Origin of the sequence: Dactylosporangium sp. NPDC005572 (assembly GCF_040605515.1) — a bacterium.
Classification (GTDB): Bacteria; Actinomycetota; Actinomycetes; order Mycobacteriales; family Micromonosporaceae; genus Dactylosporangium.
The window spans coordinates 1-21,908 of record NZ_JBEXCY010000155.1; the positions used below are offsets into that span (position 1 = coordinate 1).

The 21,908-nt window shown below is 69.2% G+C and carries 21 protein-coding genes; 10 read left to right on the forward strand and 11 right to left on the reverse strand.

The annotated features are described in order from the left end of the window. Positions 1 to 509: 509 nt before the first annotated feature. From ABZS66_RS44585 to ABZS66_RS44625, 9 genes are all read right to left on the reverse strand, one after another. Positions 510 to 971 (reverse strand): MaoC/PaaZ C-terminal domain-containing protein, encoded by a 462-nt coding sequence (locus ABZS66_RS44585; protein ID WP_354768885.1) that lies wholly within the window; start codon positions 969 to 971, stop codon positions 510 to 512. 15 nt (positions 972 to 986) lie between these two features. Beyond that, positions 987 to 1,508: a MaoC family dehydratase N-terminal domain-containing protein gene (locus ABZS66_RS44590; protein WP_354768887.1), complete on the reverse strand. Its 522-nt coding sequence runs from the start codon at positions 1,506 to 1,508 to the stop codon at positions 987 to 989. A 204-nt stretch (positions 1,509 to 1,712) separates the two neighbouring features. Next, the gene (locus ABZS66_RS44595) at positions 1,713 to 2,693 is read right to left on the reverse strand and encodes an ABC transporter ATP-binding protein (RefSeq protein ID WP_354768889.1); all 981 of its coding nucleotides are present in this window, start codon (positions 2,691 to 2,693) and stop codon (positions 1,713 to 1,715) included. Further along, entirely contained in the window at positions 2,683 to 3,699 is a 1,017-nt protein-coding gene (locus ABZS66_RS44600; RefSeq protein WP_354768891.1) for an ABC transporter ATP-binding protein, read from the reverse strand. The genes ABZS66_RS44595 and ABZS66_RS44600 overlap by 11 nt, the downstream gene beginning before the upstream one ends. Before the next feature lie 6 nt (positions 3,700 to 3,705). After that, positions 3,706 to 5,259 (reverse strand): ABC transporter substrate-binding protein, encoded by a 1,554-nt coding sequence (locus ABZS66_RS44605; protein ID WP_354768893.1) that lies wholly within the window; start codon positions 5,257 to 5,259, stop codon positions 3,706 to 3,708. 40 nt (positions 5,260 to 5,299) lie between these two features. Continuing rightward, positions 5,300 to 6,103, reverse strand: a complete 804-nt coding sequence (locus tag ABZS66_RS44610; RefSeq protein WP_354768895.1) for an ABC transporter permease — start codon at positions 6,101 to 6,103, stop codon at positions 5,300 to 5,302. A 95-nt stretch (positions 6,104 to 6,198) separates the two neighbouring features. Continuing rightward, positions 6,199 to 7,152 carry an ABC transporter permease gene (locus ABZS66_RS44615; protein WP_354768896.1) on the reverse strand — a complete coding sequence of 318 codons (954 nt, stop codon included), beginning with the start codon at positions 7,150 to 7,152 and terminating at the stop codon, positions 6,199 to 6,201. Positions 7,153 to 7,401: 249 nt separating this feature from the next. Continuing rightward, the gene (locus tag ABZS66_RS44620) at positions 7,402 to 8,163 is read right to left on the reverse strand and encodes an enoyl-CoA hydratase-related protein (RefSeq protein ID WP_354768898.1); all 762 of its coding nucleotides are present in this window, start codon (positions 8,161 to 8,163) and stop codon (positions 7,402 to 7,404) included. Positions 8,164 to 8,176: 13 nt separating this feature from the next. Then, entirely contained in the window at positions 8,177 to 8,944 is a 768-nt protein-coding gene (locus tag ABZS66_RS44625; RefSeq protein WP_354768900.1) for an SDR family NAD(P)-dependent oxidoreductase, read from the reverse strand. Between the two features lie 50 nt (positions 8,945 to 8,994). On the opposite strand from ABZS66_RS44625, the gene ABZS66_RS44630 reads away from it, so the two are divergent. Genes ABZS66_RS44630 through ABZS66_RS44640 form a run of 3 tightly spaced genes read left to right on the forward strand, consistent with a single transcriptional unit; the run spans position 8,995 to position 12,625 of the window. Beyond that, a complete protein-coding gene (locus ABZS66_RS44630) occupies positions 8,995 to 10,728 on the forward strand; it encodes an OB-fold domain-containing protein (RefSeq protein WP_354768902.1) in 1,734 nt (577 codons plus the stop codon). Between the two features lie 5 nt (positions 10,729 to 10,733). Beyond that, positions 10,734 to 11,201, forward strand: a complete 468-nt coding sequence (locus ABZS66_RS44635; RefSeq protein ID WP_354768904.1) for a pyridoxamine 5'-phosphate oxidase family protein — start codon at positions 10,734 to 10,736, stop codon at positions 11,199 to 11,201. After that, positions 11,174 to 12,625 (forward strand): carboxyl transferase domain-containing protein, encoded by a 1,452-nt coding sequence (locus tag ABZS66_RS44640; RefSeq protein ID WP_354768906.1) that lies wholly within the window; start codon positions 11,174 to 11,176, stop codon positions 12,623 to 12,625. Before ABZS66_RS44635 ends, ABZS66_RS44640 begins: the two co-directional genes overlap by 28 nt. Positions 12,626 to 12,708: 83 nt before the next feature. Here ABZS66_RS44640 and ABZS66_RS44645 read toward each other — a convergent pair whose 3' ends face one another. After that, positions 12,709 to 14,178, reverse strand: a complete 1,470-nt coding sequence (locus ABZS66_RS44645; RefSeq protein WP_354768909.1) for an NAD-dependent succinate-semialdehyde dehydrogenase — start codon at positions 14,176 to 14,178, stop codon at positions 12,709 to 12,711. Between the two features lie 122 nt (positions 14,179 to 14,300). Here ABZS66_RS44645 and ABZS66_RS44650 point away from each other — a divergent pair, with 122 nt between their 5' ends. The 3 genes from ABZS66_RS44650 to ABZS66_RS44660 are packed head-to-tail and all read left to right on the forward strand — an operon-like array spanning position 14,301 to position 17,459. Continuing rightward, a complete protein-coding gene (locus tag ABZS66_RS44650) occupies positions 14,301 to 15,197 on the forward strand; it encodes a VOC family protein (RefSeq protein WP_354768911.1) in 897 nt (298 codons plus the stop codon). Continuing rightward, the gene (locus ABZS66_RS44655) at positions 15,194 to 16,255 is read left to right on the forward strand and encodes an acyl-CoA dehydrogenase (RefSeq protein ID WP_354768913.1); all 1,062 of its coding nucleotides are present in this window, start codon (positions 15,194 to 15,196) and stop codon (positions 16,253 to 16,255) included. The genes ABZS66_RS44650 and ABZS66_RS44655 overlap by 4 nt, the downstream gene beginning before the upstream one ends. 22 nt (positions 16,256 to 16,277) lie before the next feature. Next, positions 16,278 to 17,459: an acyl-CoA dehydrogenase family protein gene (locus ABZS66_RS44660; RefSeq protein ID WP_354768914.1), complete on the forward strand. Its 1,182-nt coding sequence runs from the start codon at positions 16,278 to 16,280 to the stop codon at positions 17,457 to 17,459. A 46-nt stretch (positions 17,460 to 17,505) separates the two neighbouring features. Here the strand turns inward: ABZS66_RS44660 and ABZS66_RS44665 are convergent, their stop codons facing one another. Next, complete coding sequence (locus ABZS66_RS44665) at positions 17,506 to 18,327, reverse strand: SDR family oxidoreductase (RefSeq protein WP_354768916.1); 822 nt, start codon at positions 18,325 to 18,327, stop codon at positions 17,506 to 17,508. A 66-nt stretch (positions 18,328 to 18,393) separates the two neighbouring features. On the opposite strand from ABZS66_RS44665, the gene ABZS66_RS44670 reads away from it, so the two are divergent. From ABZS66_RS44670 to ABZS66_RS44685, 4 genes are all read left to right on the forward strand, one after another. After that, complete coding sequence (locus ABZS66_RS44670) at positions 18,394 to 19,575, forward strand: thiolase family protein (protein WP_354768918.1); 1,182 nt, start codon at positions 18,394 to 18,396, stop codon at positions 19,573 to 19,575. Between the two features lie 98 nt (positions 19,576 to 19,673). Continuing rightward, a complete protein-coding gene (locus ABZS66_RS44675; RefSeq protein WP_354768920.1) occupies positions 19,674 to 20,624 on the forward strand; it encodes an MBL fold metallo-hydrolase in 951 nt (316 codons plus the stop codon). Between the two features lie 10 nt (positions 20,625 to 20,634). Next, entirely contained in the window at positions 20,635 to 21,507 is an 873-nt protein-coding gene (locus ABZS66_RS44680) for an alpha/beta fold hydrolase (RefSeq protein WP_354768922.1), read from the forward strand. Between the two features lie 44 nt (positions 21,508 to 21,551). Then, entirely contained in the window at positions 21,552 to 21,860 is a 309-nt protein-coding gene (locus ABZS66_RS44685) for a hypothetical protein (protein WP_354768924.1), read from the forward strand. The last annotated feature ends 48 nt before the right edge of the window (positions 21,861 to 21,908 follow it).

Here is a 21,908-nt window from a genome sequence, read left to right on the forward strand (position 1 = left end):
ACCCTCATCTGCTACCGCAAACTCCTCAAACACCCCAAATGAGACACGGTCTAAGCGAACAATCCTCGCTGTCGTCGGCATCCACGGCATCCCGGCCCGTTCCGTCGCGGACCCGCCATTGACCACGATCACCGCAGACGCTCAGCGCGGCGGCGGACTGGGTTCGTCAACCCTTTCCTGTCCACCTCGGTACGCCCGATCGAACGGCCGCAATGGGTCGGTACGGTTCGGTTCGACGGCTATCGCGAAGTCGACCGGAGTCGTCGTCTCGTCACCGAGCAATGCCCGGCAGTCGAGTGCGACAGCGGCGGCCCGGCTCTGGCCTCGGTCAGGTCGGACATGCGCCGCCGCTTCGCGGCGGCGCACGCTCGTGCCGCGCGGGCGGCACAGTCACCGATCGACGGCCCGCCCGCGCGCGCTCTGAGCGGCCGAAGAGTCCTGAGTCCAATTCGCGGCCACCCGCCGGTGTTGCCCGTGACGGCCCGGCGGGCGCCTCCGGTATCGGCCCGTCAAACCGCTGCGCCGACCTCGGACGCGTCATCAGTGGGCTGGTTCACGTGTGCTGGGACTCGCACCCGAGCAGTCCCGCTGACAAGCTGGTTGCCGTCCTGGTCTGCGACGACGACATCCAGGTCGACCACGGCAGCTCCCCCGACGTGTTCAAGGCCAGTGACAGTGCCCTGCGCGGTGACTGTCTGGCCGGCCAGGTTCGGGCGGCGGAACTGGCAGGAGACGCGCAGGACCTCGCCATCCTCCCCGATCCACTCTCGCAGCAGGTTGTGCACATACGCCCATTGCAGGTTGCCCATTCCGATGGCGCCTCCGAACCCGGCCTCCTGGCCAGCCGCGTCGTCCATGTGGATGGGAATGAATTCATCGTTGACCGCGGCGTAGCGGTTCCAGACCGGAAAGCCGGTTGCCCGAGTGAATGCCGGAATGGCATCGCCGACCTGGAGCTGTTCAACATCCATCGGTACCCGTGCCCTTCAGTATCGGATCAGTGTCATTCGGTTGAGCTTGACGATTGCGTCGTCCTGGTTCGTCCAGGTGGTCTCGGTTACGGTGAACAGCATCAGGCCCAGCCGACCCTCGTGTTCGTCGTACCCGCCGAGTCGGCTGACAGAGGTAATAACGTCGCCGCACCGGATGCGCACGCCGTACTCGGTGCTGAGGCCACCGTTAAGCTGATGCGCCAGCCCCGGCCCGGGGATGCCCAACGCATCCTCGATCCGGTCCGGGGCTGCCTGCTCGGCCTGGCGGGCGATACCGCGTGGCTGCGCGCTCATCCAGGCGAAGGGGTTGAAGTCCTCGGGTGCCACAATGCCGCCGAACCGGGTGGTGGCGGCGTATTCGGCGTCCCAGAATAGGGCGGGCGGCTCCTGCGGGTAGTACACCGCGATCGCCCACCGCCTGATGTCGGCCGCCGAAACCGGATAGGACACGGAACGGCTGAGCTCACCGCCTACGGCGTCCCGCATAGCGGGCGAGATATTCGACTGGTTCGACATGCGAGCATCGTACGTCAAATTGAACCGAAATTCATTCCCTCGACGAGCCGTTCGACCCGACCATGCGCCGACCCTCGCGGCGTTGGTCCGGATGGAGAGATCCGGGTAGAAGCGTGGACGGTCTTCAGCACGATGCCGCCGCCCGGGGCCGCTGGCGCGGTTCCGGACGGCGGTCACGGGAATGGCGTACCCCGGAGACGGCTCTCAGGCGGACGCAAAGTGACAGGCGGCGAACTGCCCCGGCCGGATCTCTCGCATTTGCGGCTCCTCTGCGGCACACCGATCCTGTGCGAGCGGACACCGGGTGCGGAACACGCAGCCGCTCGGCGGCGCAAGCGGCGACGGGACGTCGCCCTCCAGCGGTGGGCCGCCGAACGCCTTGAGGGGGTCAGGCAGCGGGGCCGAGTCGAGCAGCGCGCGCGTGTACGGATGGGCCGGTGCAGAGTACATCTCCTCCGGCTCGCCGTACTCGCAGATGTGGCCCAGGTACATCACCAGCACCCGGTCGCTGACCGTCTTCACGACGCCAAGATCGTGCGCGATGAACACGACGGTGAGGGAGAATCGGGACTTGAGATCCTCGATGAGGTTGAGGATCTGGGCCTGGACCGAGACGTCGAGGCTCGACACCGCCTCATCGCAGATGAGAAGTTCCGGCTCCAACGCAAGAGCTCGCGCGATGGCGACTCGCTGCGCCTGGCCGCCAGAAAGGTGGCGCGGCAGCGCCTCCGCGAGTCCCGGCGCGGTGAGTCCGACGTCGCGAAGCACCCGCTCGCCAGTGCTGTCACGTTCGCCCTTCGGGGCGTGGTTAACAACAAGCCCTTCGACGACCAGGTCGCGCACCCGCCGGCGCGGGTTCAACGACGCCACCGGGTCCTGGAAAATCATCTGCATGCGCCGTCGGAGATCGCGCATCCGTCGTGGCTTGGCGTCGTGGATTGCCTCGCCCGCGAAGGTGACCTGTCCCCCGGTGATGTAGTCGAGCCGCAGCACCGCGCGGCCGGTGGTCGATTTGCCGCAACCGGACTCGCCGACGATGCCGAGGGTCTCGCCGCGTAGGACGTCGAAGCTCACCCGGGAGACGGCCTGCACGGTCCCACCGCTGGTGCGGTACTCGACAACGAGGTCCTCGACCCGCAGCAACGCCTCATCACCGCGTAGATGCGCGGTGCCGCTACCGGCCATTGTGCCCTCCTTCGACAAGATCCGCCGGTACCGGTTCGACCGGGTGCAGGCAGGCGAACATGTGGTCGAGTCCGCCGTCCCGGCGCAGTTGCGGCCCGGGTGTCACGCAGGCCGCGTCAGCGCTGGGGCACCGAGGCGCGAACCGGCACCCCGGTGGTGGGGCGCAGGGATCTGGCAACTCGCCGTCGATGAGCCGGAACCGGGAATGGCGACGATGCGTGAGAGACGGGGCCACCCCGAGCAGCGCATCGGTGTAGCGGTGCCGGGGCGCGGCGAAGATGCCCGCCGTCGCCCCGGTCTCGAGGATCCGCCCCGCATACATCACCGCGACCCGGTCGGTGCGGCCGGCCACCACTGCGAGGTCGTGGCTGATCAGGATCATCGACATGCCGTGGTCGTGCTGAACCCGGCGTAGCAGGTCGAGGATCTGACGCTGCACTGTGACGTCGAGTGCGGTGGTCGGCTCGTCGGCGATGAGCAAATCCGGCTCGCACGACAGCGCGACGGCGATCATCACGCGCTGCCGCATGCCGCCGGACAGCTGGTGCGGGTAGTTGGTGAGCCGCCGCTCCGGGTCCGGGACGCCGACCTCGGCCAGCAGCCGCACCGCCCGATCGCGCGCCTCCGAGCGGCTAACCCCGAGGTGTGCTCGCATTCCCTCGGTGAGTTGCCGTTCGACGCGCACCACCGGGTTGAGCGAGCGGGCCGGGTCCTGGAACACCATGGCGATCCGTTTGCCCCAGACCTCACGGAGCTGAGCCCGTGATGCGGTGGTCAGTTCGCGCCCGTCGAACCGGACGTGGCCGGACCGCGCCGCGTTGGGCAGCGGCAGTCCCATGATGGCGCGAGCGAGAACGGACTTTCCCGACCCTGACTCACCCACGACGCCGAGCGCCTGTCCCCGATCGAGGGTGAACGACACGCCGTCGACCGCCTTCACCACGCCACGCGAGCTGGTGAGGTACGTCTTGAGTTCTTCAACGCTGAGCAGCGGATCCATAGCCATACCGACCTACTTGACCCAGAGCCCGTCAACCAGCAGCGATCCGACGCCGTAGAGCGCCACGCCGTGGACCTTCTTGCTCGTGACAATTGCCGGAGCGCTGCGGACGTAGGTGATGAACGGGTTGAGCCCGGCGATGCGCGTCTGGGCATCGGCGTAGGCGTCCTTGCGCTTGGCCACGTCGGTCTCCGCACGGCCAGCATCGAGTGCCGTGTCGAGCTGCGGGTCGCTGATGCCGACGTAGTTGCCAGGCGAGCCGGTGCGTAGGTTCTGCCACAGCGTGATCTCCGGGTCGAGGAAGGTGATGCCGGAGATGATGGCCTGGTACTGCTTCTGCGCGAACTTGGCCGCGGCACCGGCGAAGTCGAGGACCTCCACCTTCGCGGTCACGTTCTTGTACGCGCTGAGCTGCGCCTGGATGGCCTGGACGACAGCCTTGCTCTCCGACGTGGGATAGGAGTACATCGTGAACGACAGCGGCTTGCCAGCCTTGGCGAGTTCGTCGAAGAGTGTCTGCGCGCCAGTCTTGTCGTAACCGGTGAGCTTGATGTCGGAGTAGAACGGCGAGGCGCTGTCGAACAAGGTGTTCGGGACGATTCCCTTGCCGCTGTAGACGGCCGCGTTCACGGCGTTGAGGTCGATGGCCTTGGTGACAGCTGCCCGGGCGCGCTGGTCATCGAAGGGCGCTTGAGCCATGTTGAACAGCAGGACGTTACCACCACTGATAGCCTGGCGGGCCACGCCGAGCCCGGACGCTTCGGCCTTGTCGGCGTACTGCGGGTTGATGCTAATCATGAGGTCACCGCCGCCGGTCGTCAGCGTGGCCAGGCGCTGGTTCTCGTCGCCGTTGGTACGGAACGTGATCGAGTTCAGGTAGGGCTTCGGAGCGTCGAAGTACGAGGCGTTCCTGGCCACCACGATCTTGTCCTGGCGTGTCCAGCTGGTCAGCGTGAACGGGCCGGCACCAATCGGCTTGGCGTCGAACGCCTGTTGGCCGGCTTGCAGCGCAGCCGGCGAAGCGATCCAGGTCAGCGACGTGGTGGCGATGCCCTGACCGAAGTTCGCTACCGGGGCACGCAGCGTGAAGGTGAGCGTCTGTGTGTCAGTCGCCTCGGTCGCATCGATGTAGGCGGCCGTGGACAGCGACTGCGAGCCGAGCTTGGGATCTTTGATGCGGTCCCAGTTGTACTTCACTGCGGCGGCGTCGAACGCGGAGCCGTCCGAGAACTTCAGGCCTGCGCGCAGCTTGAGCACCCAGGTCTTGCCACCGTCGGCTGAGGTGAGGCTCTGGGCCAGCCCGTAGGCGAGCGCGCCGGTCTTCGGGTCGTTGGTGATCAGGGCGCCGTAGAGCGCATTGCCGAGCGCGCCGTTGGTGGAGAACCCGTTGCTGAGCACCGCCGGGTCAAGCGAGCGCGGCTCGCTGACCTGCAAAAGGGTGATGGCGCCGCCCGACTGAGGCGGTCCGGCGCTGGCGTCGCCGCCGCCGCTCGTTGTGTCGGTGCCGCCGCAGGCCGCGGCTAACAGGACGGCCGAGATGGCGGCGACGATCCTGACTGTACGCATGGAATATCCCTTATCCCTTCGGGGTCGTGCCGGGGGTGTGTCACGACTCGGAAGCCGTGCGGTCGAACCGGGCGCGGAGATTGTCACCCACCTGGTTCAGGGAGAAGACGGTGAGGAAGAGGATCAACGCCGGCATGAAGACGACGTGGGGGGCATCGGCGATGGCGTCCTTGCCGTCGGAGATGATGCCGCCCCAACTCGGGGTCGGCGGCGGGATGCCGAGACCGAGGAAGCTCAGGGAGCCCTCAGCAACGATGAGCGAGGCGATCACAATCGGCAGATACGCGGCCAGGACTGGCAGCACGTTGGGGAGTATCTCGCGGCTCATGATGCGCAGGTCGCCAGCGCCCATGTTGCGCGCGGCGCGGACGAACTCGCGCGAGGTCCAGACGAGGGTGTTGGCACGGGACAGCCGCACGAAGGCCGGGATCACCAAGAAGGTAAGCCCGAGCAGCAGCGTGGTCAGGCTCGGCTTGAGCACCGAGGACAGCGCAAGCAGCAGGATGAGCGGTGGGAAGGCCAGCAGGGAATCCGTTACGTAGGTGAGCACCGCGTCGGTGAACCGGCGGAAGTATCCGGCGAGCAAGCCGGCCAGGGTACCGATCGCGAACCCGCACAGGCCAGCGACGGTGCCGATCACGAGCGAGACCCGGGCGCCGTAGAGGCACCGGGCGAGCAAGCTGCGGCCGAGGCTATCGGTGCCGAGCAGCGTGTCGACGGACCAGCTCGGTGCCTGCCGCGGCGGTCCGACTGGTACGGAGTAGGACGGGATCGGCAGCAGGTTGGCGAAGACGGCGGCCAGAATGATGACCGCTAGCCAGCCGAACGACAACCAGACCAGCACCGAGCGGGTACGTCTGGGCCGCGTGGACGGCGGCTCGGTGCTGGCGTGGGCGGCCTCGGCGGCCGGCGCGGTGATCGTGGGGGTCGCGATGTCGCTCACCTGGTCGCCTCCTGGCGCAGTCGAGGGTCGAGCAGCCCATAACTGAGATCGACGACGGTGTTCAGCAGCACGTAGGTAACCGCGACGAACGCCACGACCCCCTGTACCACGATCACGTCACGCGACGTGATCGACGACGAGACGAGCTGACCCAGGCCCGGCAGCGAGAACAGGCTCTCCACGATGACCGTTCCGCCGATCAACCGGCCCGTGCTCAGGCCCGCGAGGGTGATAAGCGAAAACGAGGAGGGCCGTAGGGCGTGGCGCAGCATTACGTAACTTGAAGATATGCCCTTGGCGCGGGCCGCGCTGATGAAGTCCTCGCGCAGCGTGTTGGCCAGGTCCGTGCGCAGGAGCCGCTGGAAGGCGGCGATCTCGTTGAGGGCGATCGCCACCGACGGCAGCAGGGCGGCCTGCAGGTTCGGGCCGATGCCCTCGCTGAGCGGCGCCCACCCGGTCACCGGGAACAGCTGGAGTGAAATGGCGAAGAAGTACACGAGCACCGGCGCCGCGACGAACGCCGGGATCGACAGGAACATCGACGACAGCGCGCTGATGCTGCGGTCGAGAAGGCCGCCGGGCCGGCTCGCCGCTCCGATGGCCAGTGGCACGGCGACAGACAGCGCGATGATCTGGGCCAGCAACGCGAGCTCCAGGGTCACCGGCAGCCGCTCCAGGATCGTCTGCAACACCGGCTGACCGGTCAGCAGCGACGTGCCGAGGTCGCCTTGGACGGCGCCGCCGAGCCAGTCGAAGTACTGCTGGAACAGCGACCCGTCGAGGCCGAGTCTCGCGTTGAGGTCGGCCACGGCCTCAGGCGTGGCGTTCTCACCGAGGATCACCTCGGCGAGCGAGCCCGGCGCGAGGCTGAGCAACGCCACCACGAGGAAACTGACCAGTAGCACCACCAGGGCGCTGCGGGCGACCCGCCGTAACGCCGTAAGCACCATGCTGCCCGCCCTTTGAGTTGCGATTCGTTGTAACTTGCACATCCGCGGCGCTGCGGCGCCAACCCTTCGATCGGGCAACGTAGGCTCTAGTAACACTCTTATGAACGGTGCTTCAGTTATCTGTAGTGTGATTAGAGCCATGTTCACGGACGTGCGACCGGCTGTCAATGACTTCACGAGGACTGGATGAAACGAACCGGCAACAATGCGGCCGCTGTCCCGTCATCAGACACCACACCCTTGTCGGGCTCAGTTGCCGGCCCAGCGAGGCGCCCGGCGCTCGAGGAACGCTCGGGCGCCCTCGCGTGCGTCGGCGCTGTCGAAGACGGCGGGCCGCTCGCGGTCGTTGGCTCGCCAGGCGTCGGCCAGCGGCAGCCCGGGGATCGCCGTCATGAGGCGTTTGGTCGCGGCCACGCCGAGGGGGCCGTTCGCCGCGACGGCCTCCGCCAACGTCAGCGCCTCGCCGAGCACATCCGCGGCCAGCACGACCCGGTTAACCAGTCCGAGTTCGTAGGCACGGCGAGCGTCGACCGGCGCACCGGTGAGGCCGAGTTCGAGGGCGATCGCGAGGGGCAGCCGCCGCCCGAGCAGCATCCCGCCCCCGGCCGCGAACAGGCCGCGGCGCACCTCGGGCAGGGCGAACGTGGCGTGCTCGGCCGCGACGACGAGATCGCACGCGAGCACGAGCTCGAAGCCGCCGGCCACCGCGGCGCCGTTCACCGCGGCGACGACGGGCGTACTGATACCTTCCCGTTTGAACCGCTGATAGCCGGCGAAGTTGCGGTAGACCACCGGCCGGCCAGCGGCCAGGGCGGCAAGGTCCATCCCAGCACAGAAGGCGCGCTCGCCGGCAGCGGTCAGGACTAGCACACGGACGTCGGGGTCGGCGTCGGCGCGCTCCAAGGCGTCACCCAGGCCGTCGATCACCTCGGCGTTGAGCGCGTTGCGGGCCTCCGGCCGGTCGATGGTGAGGATCTCGACCGCGCCGCGGCGTTCCACGAGCAAGGACACGGCGACGACCAGATCACCTGGCTGCGAACCGCTGGCCGCCGTCGAGGCGGATTGTCGTGCCGTTGATCATCGGATTCTCGATGATACCGATCGCCAGCCGCGCGTACTCGTCCGGGCGGCCCATCCGCCGGGGGAACGCCGAGCCGGCGGTCAGCGTCGCCTCCCGCTCCGGCGGGATACCCGCGGTAAGGCCGGTGGCGAACAGGCTGGGTGCGATCGCGGCCACCCTGATCCCCAGTGACCCAAGGTCGCGGGCCATGGTCAACATCATCCCCACGATACCGGCTTTCGACGCACTGTAGGCCACTTGCCCGATCTGTCCCTCGAAGCCGGCGATCGACGCCGTGTCGATGATGACGCCCCGCTCGCCCTCCACGTCCGCCTCGTTACGGCTCATGTGCCACGCCTGCAGGCGATTGAGGTTGAAGGTACCCACGAGGTTGAGAGCGATGGTCTGCTGGAAGCTTTCGAGGGCGTGCGGCCCGTCCTTCTTCACGGTCCGCTCGGCGACCCCACCGCCGGCCGTATTCACCGCGATGTGCAGGCCGCCATGCGCCTCGACCGCATCATTGAGCGCGGACTCGGTGCCGGCAAAGTCCGTGACGTCGCACGGATGGAAGGTCGTTGCGTTACCGAATGCCCTGGCCACCTCGGCGCCCGCCGAGGTGGCCAGGTCCAGGATGGCCACCCGCCCGCCCCGAGCCAGGATGGCGGCGGCCGTCGCCCGTGCCATCCCCGATGCGCCACCGACCACCACAGCCACGCGCCCTTCAACGTTCATGGAGCCTCCTCGAAACCCAGCAGATGACCGAAGACAAGCGACCGTAACATGTGCCAGAATCGTGGTTCAATGTATTGGACGAGGGTTCGGAAACTCGGTTCGGAACTCAGGAGGCCGCCGTGGACGATGCCGCCAGCCGCCCGTTGCCGCTGGTCACAGACAGGAACGAGTTCTACTGGACCGCGGGGGCGACCGGCGAGCTACGGTTTCAGTCTTGCCTCGAGTGTGAAGGCTTGCTCCATCCGCCTGCGCCTGTCTGCCGCTACTGCCGCTCCGACCGCCTCAAGGTCCGAGCTGTGTCCGGCTTCGCGACCCTCATCGGGTTCACCGTCAACCACCACGCGCGCCTGCCCGGACTGCAGCCGCCGTTCGTGATCGCGCAAGTGGCGATCGAAGAGGACCCCCGGGTCCGACTCACGACCAACGTAGCGGAGGACGTTGCCGAGGAGCTCACGCTCGGCATGCGGATGCAGGTGTACTTCGAGCAGATCGAGGACGTGTGGTTGCCGCTGTTCCACCCGATTCCCACAGCGCAGACCGCGCCACTGCCGGTCGACGAGACCGCGCCGCAGGACGTGTGGAAGCTTGTGCGGCCCATGCTGACCCCCGACAAGTTCGAGGACCGGGTCGCGATCACCGGCATCGGGATGTCCCGGATCGGCCGGCGGCTCATGGTGGACCCGTTGTCGCTAACCATCGAGGCGTGTGAACGGGCGGTCCAGGACGCGGGGCTCACCATGGACGACATCGACGGCCTGGCCAGCTATCCCGGCGGCGCCGAGATCGGGGGCTTCTCCGAGGGTGGCGTCACTGCGCTGGAGTCGGCGCTACGGCTGCGGCCGACGTGGTTCAACGGCGGCTCCGAGACATTCGGACCCGGCGGCTCAGTCATCGCGGCCATGCTGGCGATCAACGCCGGACTGGTCCGGCATGTGCTGTGCTTCCGCACCGTATGGCAGTCCAGCCACGACGAAATGGTGAAGCGGGGCCGGATCCGCCCACCCGCCGGCCGGGTCGGGCCACCGATGGAGTACGTGCTGCCGTTCGGCGCGACAACCGCAGCGCACACTCTCGCGCAGTCGGCGCAGCGGCACTTCCACCGCTACGGCACGACCCGGGAGACGCTAGGCTGGATCGCGCTAAACCAACGGGCCAACGCCGCGCTCAACCCGACGGCGATCTACCGGGATCCGCTGACTATGGAGGACTACCTCAACGCCAGGATCATCACCACCCCGTTCGGCCTCTACGACTGCGACGTGCCGTGCGACGGCGCGACGGCGGTGATCGTGTCAGCACTGGACGCGGGGCGGCATCTGGCCAAACCGCCGATCCGGGTGGAGGCCGTCGGCACTCAGATCACCGAGCGGGTCGAGTGGGACCAGAGCACGCTGACCCACGAGCCGCAGGTACTCGGGCCAGCGGCGCACATGTGGTCACGCTCGTCGCTGCGGCCCTCCGACGTCGACGTGGCCGAACTCTACGACGGCTACACGTTCAACTGCCTGTCCTGGATCGAGGCGCTGGGCTTCTGCGGCATCGGCGAGGCGAAGGACTTCCTCGACGGCGGCAAGAACATCGCCCGGGACGGGCAGTTGCCGCTCAACACGCACGGTGGTCAGCTGTCCCACGGCCGCACTCACGGCATGGGCCTCATCCACGAGGCGATCAGCCAGCTGCGCGGCGAGGCCGGCCCGCGCCAGGTAAAAGGGGCCGAGGTGGCGGTGGTCAGCAGTGGCGGCCTCACCCCCAGCGGCGCCATCCTGTTCACCGTGGACCGGTGAGCATCTTGACCGTCACGCCGCAGCGGCGCGGCCGGGCCATTGCCATGACACCGGCCGAAATCAACGCGTTCCTGGCCAGCGAGCGCACCTGCCGGGTCGCCTCACTGTCGGCGCAGGGGCTGCCTCACGTCACCGCCCTGTGGTTCGTGTGGGATGGAAAGGCGCTCTGGCTCAACTCGCTCGTGCGCAGCCGGCGCTGGGCCGACCTGCGCACCAACCCGGCGGTGAGCATTCTCGTGGACACCGGCCACGACTTCGCCGAATTGCGCGGCGTGGAGCTGTCCGGCCACGCCGAGCCAGTCGGCGAAGTGCCGCGGGTCGGCCTGGCCGAACCAACACTCACCGAGCCCGAGCAGTTGTTCGCCCGCAAGTACGCCGGCCTGGACGCGGTGCCGCATGACGGCCGCCACGCCTGGCTCCGGATCACGCCGTCACGGATCGTGTCATGGGACTATCGCAAGCGCGCGCGCTAGGCGCCGACCCGGTCCTGGAATGGGACCGCGACCTCGGATCGGGCGACCCCCTCGGGTTTCCCGGCTACGCCGACCCGGTCACCAACGGCGCCGCCGGCGTCCTGACCGGAATCGTGCGCATCGGCGGAGCATCCGGAATCGAGTGCGCCATCATCCACAGCGACTTCGCCGCGTTCGGCGGCAGCATGGGCGTCGCCGCTGGAGAGAAGATCGCCCGGGCGTTCCGCCGCGCCGCACAGGCCCGGCTGCCGGTCGTGGCCGTCACGCGGACCGGCGGCGCCCGCATGCAGGAGGGCATGCTGTCCCTCGTCCAGATGCCCCGCACCGTGGCCGCCGTGCGAGCGCACGCCGAGGCAGGCGTGCTCAGCCTCGGTATTCTGCGATCCCCCACCACCGGCGGGGTGTTCGCCTCATGGGCGTCGCTGCTCGACCTGCGAGCGGCCGAGCCCGGCGCGGTGGTCGGCTTCGCCGGCCCCCGGGTGGTGGCACAGATGACCGGACAGCGCCCCCCACCGTGGTCGCACAACGCCGAATCGGCGTTCGCCGCCGGACTCGTCGACGCCCTAGTCGACCGGGAGGAGCAGGGCGAGTGGCTGGCAGCCGCACTGGGCATCCGCGACAGGCCGCTGCTCCTCGACCCGGACCGGCCGGCCCTGCCAGCGCCAGCTGTGCCCGGCACCGGCGAAGTGCTGACCCGCGCCCGCCATCCACGCCGCCCTTCAGGCCTGGAGTGGGCCGCCGCGCTGTGCACGTCATGGGTCGAACTGCACGGCCCGGACCCGGCGATCCGGGCCGGCCTGGCGACGATCGCCGGCAGGCGCAGCGTTGTCGTGGCGATGGACCGCCACGCCCGTCCGGACCGCTCGACCGAAGCACACTCCGCGGTCGCCCGGCCGGGGCCGGCCGCCTACCGGCTGGTGCAGCGCGCCGCCGACCTCGCAGGCAAACTCGGGCTGCCGCTCGTCGCGTTCATCGACACGCCGGGCGCCGACCCGGCGCCCCAGTCTGAGTCCGGTGGCATCGCCCGAGAGATCGCGGCCACCCTCGACCGGTTGGAGCGCCTGCCGACGGCGAGCGTGGCGGTATGCGTCGGGGAGGGTGGCAGCGGCGGCGCGATCGCGCTCGCACATGCCGACCGCCTACTCATGCTGGAACAGGCCGTCTTCAGCGTCATCGGCCCGGAAGCGGCTGCGGTGATCCTGTGGCGCGACGCTTCGCGCTCCGGCGAGGCGACCCGCCTCTTACGGATCACGGCGCCCGAACTGGTCGAACTCGGCATCTGCGACGCCGTCCTGCCGGAACCGGCGGCCCCATCCGACGTGGACCTGGTGCGCGCGGCGGTGGGCAAGGCCCTGACCGAAGCAGTGCCCGGCGACCGCAACCGTAGGGCGGACACCGCCACCAGGCGCTGGCTGACGCCCTGACTCGCCCCGTCGTGGACTGACGTGCGCGGCGGCCTGCCGCATCGGACCGGCACTCCGGGCCGGTGCGGCAGGCTGGCACTTGCTCAGATACTGATCCCGACCAGCTTGGTGTCGAGGTACTCGGCGAGGCCCTCGGCGGCGCCTTCGCGGCCCAGACCGCTCTCCTTCACGCCGCCGAAGGGCGCGGCGGCCGAGGTCGGATTGATATCGTTCACGCCCACGATACCGAACCGCAGCGCCTCGCTGACACGCATCGCCACAGCCATGCTCCGGGTGTAGAGGTACGACGCCAGGCCGTACACGGTGTCATTGGCCATCGCCACCACTTCATCCTCGTCGTCAAATACGAGCACGGCAGCGATCGGGCCGAAGGTCTCTTCACGGTAGATCTCCATCTGCGGGGTCACCTCCGACAGCACCGTGGCCGGGAAGAAGTAACCGCCGTCGTAGCCCTCGCCAGTGAGCCGCTCGCCACCGGCCAGCACAGTTGCGCCCCTGCCCACCGCATCGGCGACCTGGCGGCGCATTTTCGCCATGGCGGACTCGTCGATGAGCGGACCGATGCCGACGCCGTCGTCGAGCCCATTCCCAGCCCGCAACCGTCCGACCCGATCCACCAGCGCCGCAAGAAACTCGTTCGCGATCGAGCGGTGCACGAAGATGCGGTTCGGGCTGATGCAGGCCTGCCCGGTATTGAGGAACTTCACGAGCGCCGCGCCCTTCGCCGCGTGCACCGGATCAGCATCGCCGAACACGATGAACGGCGCGTGGCCGCCGAGTTCGAGGGAGACCCTCTTGACGGTGCTGGCAGCACTACGAGCGATGAGCTTGCCCACCTCCGTCGAACCGGTAAAGGTGATCTTCCGTACCTCGGCACTGTTCAGCAGTTCCTCGCCGACCGTGGCCGGGTCGGCGCTGGTGACCAGGTTGACCACGCCTGCCGGGACGCCCGCGTCCTCGAGGATCCGGAACACTGCCATCGCACACAGCGGTGTCTGCTCGGCCGGCTTCACCACGATCGTGCAGCCGGCGGCGAGCGCTGGCGCCACCTTCCGGGTGATCATCGAGACCGGGTAGTTCCACGGCGTCACGGCGGCCACCACGCCGACCGGCTGACGCAGCACCAGGAAGCGCTGGTCGCTGCGGGCCGAGGGAATCGTCGAGCCGTAAATCCGCTTGGCCTCCTCGGCGTACCAGCTCAGGAAGTCGGCGGCGTAGCGCACCTCGTTGCGGGCGGCACGCAGCGGCTTGCCCTGCTCCAGGGTCATCAACTGGGCCAGTTCGTCCGCGCGCTCCAGCATGAGCTGATGTGCCTTGTGCAGGCACTCGGCCCGCTCATAGGCGGTACGGCCGGACCACTGCGGGAAGGCCGCCGCGGCAGCGTCGATCGCCTCACGGGCGTCGTCCCTACCGCCGTCGGCCACGGTAGCGAGCGGCTCTCCGGTTGCCGGGTTCGTCACGACGAACGTTGCGCCGGCGGCCGCCGCACGCCACTTGCCGTTGACGTAGATGGAGTCTCCGGTCGCGCCGGCGTCGAACAGGGGAACGGGCATCGCGGCCTCCGTCGCAGGATCAAGCGGGTTGTCGAACCACGATACATGCTTGCAATATTCTGATACCAGCTGCTTGAATCACTGTTCATATTCCGAGAGGCAGACGATGTGAAGGCGGCGCCGTGACCCTCGTCAAGTTCTTCCACCTCATCCATCTCGTCGACGATCTGGACCGCGCCGACGCCTGGTACGACGCGGTCTTCTCGCCACACCGCTTCTACCGCGCCTGGGATCCGCGCGAACGGCGCGACGCGTCGCTACAGCTGATCGGCGACTTCATCATGGAGCCGATCATGGCCAGCAAGGCTGCCGAGGACCAGCAGATGCCGCTGAGCCGCTTCTACCAGCGCTTCGGCGAGCACTACCACTCCCTGGCCTGGTACGTCGAGGAGGAAACCTGCGATGACCTGTGCCACCGGCTACGCCACGCCGGCGTCCGCATCGCCAAGCCCGGCGGCGGCACCTTCGCCGAAGGCGAGTCGACGGATGGTCTGTTCTTCACCCATCCCAAGGACACCTACGGCCAGATCGAGATCGCCGCACTGAACTCGACGTTCCGCGGCCTGGACCCACGCTTCGTCGAGGGCTGGTCGGGCGGCTTCTGGCGGGACGAGCATCCGCTGCACCTGCTCGGCCCGTCCCACATCACCGTCGCAGTGCGCGACCTGAGCACCGCGCGCCGCTTCTACGAGCAGCAGCTGGGTGGCACAACCTTGCACGAGGAGTCCACACCCACCACAAAGAGCGCGTTCGTCCTGGTAGGCAGCGACATCGTCATCGAACTCGCCGAACCGACATCGCCGGACTCCCGCATCGGCCAGGACCTGGCCCACAACGGCGAGATGCCCTACGCCGTCACGTTCCGCGTGCGCGACCTGGAGGCGGCCGAGCGGCACGTCACGCAGGCCGGCGCCGCCGTCGCCGACCGCGCCGGCCAGACGCTGACACTCGACCCCGCCGACACGTTCAACGTCGTGTTCGCCTTCACCGAGCGCACCATCCCCGGGGACCCCCGATGAGCGCGGCGAAGCAGCGGCAGCTGCGCCGCAACGACTACTCACTCGACGAGCAGCAGCAGGCGGTGCACGAGGCGTTCGCCGACTTCTTCACCGCCGAGTGCCCGAGCAGCCGGGTCCGTGCGGCCGAGCCACTCGGCTTCGACCAGGCACTGTGGGGCAAGGTCAGGGAGCTCGGCGCGGTCTCCATGGCCGTGCCTGCGGACCGGGGCGGCGACGGCGCCACGCTCATCGATCTAGTACTGGTCGCCGAGCAGTACGGTCGCGTCCTCGCGCCGGTGCCCCTGATCGAGGCGGTCGCTGCGGCCAGGCTGCTGGCGAGGCTCGACGCCGATGCCGCGGCGGACTTCCTTGCCGCGACGCTGACTGGCGAAATGCTGCCCACGCTCGCGCTGCACCAGGTGGGCCACGACCCGCGCCAGATCGTCCCGGCCGGGGCCGTTGCCCGGCAGGTGCTCGCGCTGCACGGCCAGGAGCTTGTCCTGATCACCGCGGCGGCCCCGCCCGAGCACGTCGAGAACATGGCGCACGCGTCGCTGGCATGGTGGGACCTGAGTGCCCAGAGCGGCGATCGGCAGGTGCTCGCGGCCGGACCGCGCGCCGTTGAGGCATTCGCAGCGGCGGTGCGCGAGTGGAAGCTGCTGACCGGCGCCGCCCTCGCCTCCTCCGGCGACGACGCCGTCCGCCTCGCCGTCGACTTTGTCAGCAGCCGCACCGCGTTCGGCCAGCTGGTCGGGTCGTTCCAGGCTGTGGCCAACGCGATCGTCGACGCCGCCACAGCCGTCAGCGCGGCCCGCAACCTCACCCGCAAGGCGGCGTGGTTCGCTGAGTACGCACCGCACGAACGGCGCGAGCTGCAGCCGATGGCATACCTCGCGAGCGCTCGCGCGGCGGTCCAGGCCGCCACGACCGCGGTCCACGTCCAGGGCGGCTTCGGCTTCAGCGTCGAGTCCGACGTGACGCTGCATTTCCGGCGGGCAAAGGGATGGAGCGTCCTGGCTGGCGATCCCTCCCGGGAGCTGTTCGACATCGCCGCGCACCTGCCGGCGTCCTTTCAGTGACGTCTCGGAACTGAGGAGAGCCATGGACTTCAGCACGGTCGAGCTCACCGACGAGACCCGCGAATTCCGGCGGGACGTGAGCGAATTTCTGGACGTGCATCTCAACGAGGCAGTGCTCGAGACGGAACGGCGCACGGGGGCCGGACACAGTCAGCCGCTGCACCGCGCCCTGGCCTCACGCGGCTGGGTGCAGCCCACCTGGCCGGTCGACGAGGGCGGCGCCGGCCTCGACCCGTTGCAGAATCGAATCCTGCAGCTCGAGCTGGCCGACCGCGACGCCCCGATGATCAGCAGCGGTACGACGCGCATCGTGGTCGGCGCGGTGCGCTCGTACGGCAGCCCGTGGCTCAAGGAGCAGGTGCTTCCGGCGGTGGCGGCTGGTGAGGTGATCTGTTGCCTGGGCTACACCGAGCCGGACGGCGGTTCCGACCTCGCCGGCGTGCGCACCGGCGCGGTGCGCGACGGCACCGGCTGGGTCATCAATGGGGCCAAGATGTTCACCACCGGGGCACAGCACTGCCAGTACTGCTTCCTCGTCACCCGCACCAACACCGAGGTGCCCAAGCACAAGGGCATCACGACGTTCCTGGTCCCGTTGGACCGTGCGGGCATCGAGATCCGGCCGATTGAGACACTGGGAGGTGAGCGCACCAACGCGGTCTTCTACACCGACGTACGCATCGAGGACGACTACCGGCTCGGCCCGGTCGACCAGGGCTGGAAGGTGCTGTCCGGGCCGCTCAGCGACGAGCATGGGCTGCAACGCGGTGATGCCGAGCTCGACGAGATCAACGGACAGGGCGCCGGCTACAGGGCCACCCTCGACCGGCTGTTCCGCCACGCCCTGCACTGGGCACTGACCGCCGGCCCCGACGGCTCCCGGCCCTACGACGAGCCGTTCGTGCAGCTGCGCCTTGCCGAGATCGCGACCGACTTGGAGATCGCCAGGAGCACCCCCGGCGCGATGGGCCGGGTGAACGGCTCGGAGCTGCTCATCCGCGACAGCGCGTTGCTGGTCGATCTCGTCGGGCCGACCGCCGTGCTGCCCCACGGCGCCACGGGCGCCTCCGAGGACGGCCTGTTCGAATGGGGCCACCGCTACGCGCAGGGCACGGCGACCTACGGCGGCACGACCGACATCATGCGCAACATCGTCGCCCAGCGAGTGCTCGGCTTGCCCCGCCCGCCCCGCTTCGACGGCTAGCAAGGGACTCGCGGGGCCGGCGGACGGCCGGCCCCGCGCGGGCGTCTCAGCTGGTCGAGAAACCGCCGTTGACCGCGATCGTCTGGCCGGTCACCCAGCCGGCTTCGTCGGACGCCAGCCACACCACGGCGGCGGCCACATCCGCGGGGGTGCCGAGCCGCCGGGTCGGATACAGCCGCAACTGGCGTGCCAGGCGGTCCGGATCGGCGCCCGGATCAAAGCCGGCCGGTGGAACCGTGCCGAGCGCGATGCAGTTGCAGGTGACGCCGCTACGGCCGACCTCCTTGGCGATAGAGCGGATGAAGCCGATCCCGGCCGCCTTCGAGGCGGCGTAGACGGCGAGGTTCGCCTCACCCGTGCGCGCCGAATCCGAGGTGATCGTCAGCACCCGCCCCCAGCCGCCGACCACCATGCCGGGCAGCACCGCGTGCGTACAGTGCAGCACGCCGTGGATGTTGAGCCGGATGAACCGGTCCCAGTCCGCCGGTACGGTCTCGGTGAACCGCTGCAGCGCGATACCGTCCGCGGGGATCCCCGCGTTGTTGACCAGGATGCCGACCGGGCCGAGGATCCGCTCGACGTCGGCGACCATCGCCCGCACGGCGGCCTCATCGGTGACGTCGGCGACCGCTGTGCAGGCTCGACCGCCAGCTGCCTCCACCGCCGCCACCATGCTGGCCGCCCGATCGGTGAATACGTCGTTCACCGCCACCGCCGCGCCGCGCGCCGCCAGCGCCGCCGCAATCGCCGCGCCAACACCCTGCCCGGCCCCGGTGACCAGGGCCACGCGGCCCGCCATGTCGAACATGCTCACTCCGATGCGCCTTCTGCCGTGAGTGCTGTGACGTACCCACGCTTGCTGCTGCACTGACGGTTCCATAGACTGAACCACTATTCAATAGATTTGTCGGCCGGTACAACGCTTGGAGTCCACATGCCCGACGCCGTCATCGTCTCCGCCTGCCGCACTGCGATCGGAACCGCGGGCAAGGGGACCCTGCGCAACACCACCCCGTTCGAGCTGGCCGACACGGTGGTCGCCGAGTCACTCAAGCGCACCGGCCTCGACCCCAACCTGTTCGACGACGTCATCCTCGGTGAGTCGATGTACGGCGGTGGCGACGTCGCCCGGCACGCGGCGATCACCGCCGGGATGACCACCGTGCCAGGCCTGGCCCTCAACCGGCATTGCGCCTCCGGCCTCGCCGCCGTCTCGGAGGCCGCCGCGAACATCCGCGCGGGCATGGCCGACGCCATCATCGCGGGCGGCAGCCACTCCAGCTCGACCGCGCCCCGTTCCCGCTGGCGCGACGTCGCCACCGGCGAGTGGGCGGAGAACTGGGTGTCGCCGTCCCACCCGGACTCGCTGGAGGCACCAAACCTCGACATGTCCATCACAGTCGGCTGGAACGCCGCAACGACGGTGGGCGTCTCGCGGGAGGAGATGGACGCCTGGGCGCTGCACTCGCACGAGAAGGCGGTCCGGGCCATCGACGAGGGCCGCTTTCTTGACGAGATCGTGCCGGTGAGCGCCCGCGGGGACAACGGATTGCCGGTCACCTTCGAGGTGGACGAGCATCCGCGCCGAACCACGTCGATGGCAAAACTCGCCGCACTGCCCGTGCTCCATCCGGAGATCCCCGGGTTCAGCATCACCGCCGGCAACTCCTCCGGGGTAAACGACGCGGCCGCCGCGCTCGTGATCACCGCCGCGCCATTCGCCGAGCGGCACGGCCTCATCCCACTGGCCGTCGTCCGGTCGTGGGCAGTGGTCGGCATCGATCCGGCCCAGACCGGCCTGGCGCCGACCAAGGCGATCCCGAAGGCCCTCCAGCGTGCCGGTCTCGACCAAGCCGACGTCGACCTCTTCGAGATCAACGAGGCGTTCGCGGCGATGTGCGTCGCGACGGTGCGCCGGCTGGGCATCGACCCCGCTGTCGTGAATGTGAGCGGTAGCGGCTGCAGCCTCGGGCACCCGATCGCAGCCTCCGGCGCCCGGATGGTCACGACGCTCGTACACGAGTTGCGCCGCCGTGGCGGCGGCATCGGCGTGGCGAGCATGTGCGCCGGCGGCGGCATGGGGTCGGCGGTCGTCCTCGAGGTGCCGGCGAGCTGATGTCGTCGACTGTGACGGTGACCGGCGCGGTGCAGCGTCGGGCGTGGCTGGACCGCATACTGCCGCCGGTCGAACGGGTTCGGCCCGGGCTTTGGTCCGTGCCAGTGCCGATCCCGGACAGCCCGCTGCGCTACGTGCTCGTCTACGTCTTCGAAATGCCCGGCGGGGTCGTGCTGGTGGACGCGGGCTGGCCTGCTCAGGAGTCGTGGGATGCGCTCGTGGCCGGCCTGGCCGAGACCGGACACGGCATCGCGGACGTCCGCGGCGTGCTCGTCACCCACATGCACCCTGACCACCACGGCCTGGCTGGCCGCGTCCGCGAGGCGTCGGGCGCCTGGATCGGCATGCACCCCGGCGAGGCGGAAGTGCTGACCAACCGGCCCGAGCCGGGGTGGCTGGCCGAGCGGGACCGGCAGTGGCTGACCGAACGCGGAGCCGGAGCGCGTGACCTCGCCGAACTCGCCCGGTTCCCGCTCGATGCGGGGATCCTCGAGTCACTGGTGCGCCCGGATCGTCTCGTCCAGGACGGTGACCACCCGCTCGCTCCCACCTGGCAGCTACGCGCGGTATGGACGCCCGGCCACACCCCGGGGCATCTGTGCTTCCACGACGAGCCGTCCGGCCTGCTGCTGTCCGGCGACCACGTGCTGCCCCGCATCAGCCCGAACATCGCCGCTCAGGGCGGGTTGGCGGACCCGCTCGGCGACTACCTCGACTCCCTGGACCGGGTCAGTGCCCTGCCACACGAGGAGGTCCTGCCCGCGCACGAGTACCGCTTCGCCGGACTGGCCGAACGGGTCGCGCAACTACGCCGCCACCACGAAGCCCGCCTGGCCGAGATCGAGCGGTTGACCGCCGCCGAGCCTGGCAGCTCCACCTGGGCTCTCGCCGCCGGGCTGACCTGGTCGCGCTCCTGGGCGCAGACGCAGGGCCCGATGCGCCGCGGTGCCGTCTCGGAGACCTTGGCCCACCTCGTCGTGTTACAGCGGCGCGGCCGGGTCGTGAACACGGGCGACGTCGTCGATCGGTGGGTGCTCGCCGGTGGCTGAGCGCGTCGTCGTGACGGTCGAGGGCATCCCTTTCTCGGCCTTGGTACGGGAGGTCACCGCGCCGCGGGCCGTCGTCGTCGCGCTACACGGCGGCGGTTCGGACGTGGGTTACTTCGACGCGCAGCTCGATCGGCGCCTCTCCCTGTTTGATGTCGCCGCAGCGCTCGGATTCACAGTCGTCGCGCTCAACCGGCCCGGCTATGGAAGCTCGCACGGGCACGCGGCGGAGCTGGGCGACCCGGAGCGGCGCACCAGCCTTGCATGGTCCGCCGTCGATGCACTGCTGGCCGGCCTACCGCGGGGCGCCGGCTCGTTTCTGATGGCCCATTCGATGGGCTGCACGTTGGGAGTGCGAATGGCCGCGACTGCCTCCGGCGCCGGACTGCTCGGGCTCGAGCTGTCTGGCATCGGGCTGCGCCAGGACCCGCGGTCCCTGCGGGTCCTGGCCCGCCTCGACCCGTCGGCGCCGCGCCGAGGCTCAGTGCCGGCGGGCCTGCGCGACGTCATCTGGGGACCGGAACACCTGTATCCGGAGGGCACCTTCGCCGACGGGGTCCCGCCCTCGGCACCGGTGCCCTGGTTCGAGGGCGACGACGCCACTCGATGGCCCGCACAGTTTCCGGCGCTGGCGGCCCGGGTCACCGTGCCCGTGCGCTACAGCCTGGGCGACCACGAGTGCTGGTGGCGGCCAGGGCCGCAGGGACTGGCCGAGGTGGCCACGCTGTTTACGGCCGCGCCGCGGGTCGTGACGGACGAGCAGGCGTTCGGCGGGCACAACCTCAGCCTCGGGCTGACCGCGACCGCCTATCACCTCAAGGTGCTCGCGTTCGCCGAGGAATGCATCGTCGCCCAGCAGCTCGGAAGCCCTGTTCGCCAAGAATGAACTGTGGTTCAATCTTCTGAGCATGGATGAAGGGAGAACAAGGCATGCCACGATACAGTGTGGGCGAACGGCTGCGTAGCCGTGTATCCACGGTCGAGGTGGTCGTCGTCCGGGCGTCGAGCGCCGACCTGGAGGTCACCTGTGCCGGCGTTCCGGTGGCTCGCGACGGCGAGGAGATGCGCCACCAGGGCAGTGGTGCATTCGCCGGCGAGGAGACGCTGCTCGGCAAGCGTTACGAAGACCAGAACAGCGGGCTCGAGCTGCTGTGCGTCGTGCCCGGTAGCGGGCGGCTCGCGGTCGCGGAGCGTCCACTCGCCCTCAAGTCGCCCAAGCCGCTGCCGTCCTCCGACTGACCACCGCGGCATACAGAGGGAGTGCACGTGAACATCTCGATGCTACTG

What these genes read in the sequence shown, in the direction of transcription:
- ABZS66_RS44670 (WP_354768918.1), top strand. Translation starts at nt 18,394, where the DNA reads ATGCCCGACGCCGTCATCGTCTCCGCCTGCCGCACTGCGATCGGAACC.
- ABZS66_RS44685 (WP_354768924.1), top strand. Translation starts at nt 21,552, where the DNA reads ATGCCACGATACAGTGTGGGCGAACGGCTGCGTAGCCGTGTATCCACG.
- ABZS66_RS44605 (WP_354768893.1), bottom strand. Translation starts at nt 5,259, where the DNA reads ATGCGTACAGTCAGGATCGTCGCCGCCATCTCGGCCGTCCTGTTAGCC.
- ABZS66_RS44655 (WP_354768913.1), top strand. Translation starts at nt 15,194, where the DNA reads ATGAGCGCGGCGAAGCAGCGGCAGCTGCGCCGCAACGACTACTCACTC.
- ABZS66_RS44595 (WP_354768889.1), bottom strand. Translation starts at nt 2,693, where the DNA reads ATGGCCGGTAGCGGCACCGCGCATCTACGCGGTGATGAGGCGTTGCTG.
- ABZS66_RS44615 (WP_354768896.1), bottom strand. Translation starts at nt 7,152, where the DNA reads ATGGTGCTTACGGCGTTACGGCGGGTCGCCCGCAGCGCCCTGGTGGTG.
- ABZS66_RS44585 (WP_354768885.1), bottom strand. Translation starts at nt 971, where the DNA reads ATGGATGTTGAACAGCTCCAGGTCGGCGATGCCATTCCGGCATTCACT.
- ABZS66_RS44660 (WP_354768914.1), top strand. Translation starts at nt 16,278, where the DNA reads ATGGACTTCAGCACGGTCGAGCTCACCGACGAGACCCGCGAATTCCGG.
- ABZS66_RS44590 (WP_354768887.1), bottom strand. Translation starts at nt 1,508, where the DNA reads ATGTCGAACCAGTCGAATATCTCGCCCGCTATGCGGGACGCCGTAGGC.
- ABZS66_RS44600 (WP_354768891.1), bottom strand. Translation starts at nt 3,699, where the DNA reads ATGGCTATGGATCCGCTGCTCAGCGTTGAAGAACTCAAGACGTACCTC.
- ABZS66_RS44645 (WP_354768909.1), bottom strand. Translation starts at nt 14,178, where the DNA reads ATGCCCGTTCCCCTGTTCGACGCCGGCGCGACCGGAGACTCCATCTAC.
- ABZS66_RS44625 (WP_354768900.1), bottom strand. Translation starts at nt 8,944, where the DNA reads ATGAACGTTGAAGGGCGCGTGGCTGTGGTGGTCGGTGGCGCATCGGGG.
- ABZS66_RS44640 (WP_354768906.1), top strand. Translation starts at nt 11,174, where the DNA reads ATGGGACTATCGCAAGCGCGCGCGCTAGGCGCCGACCCGGTCCTGGAA.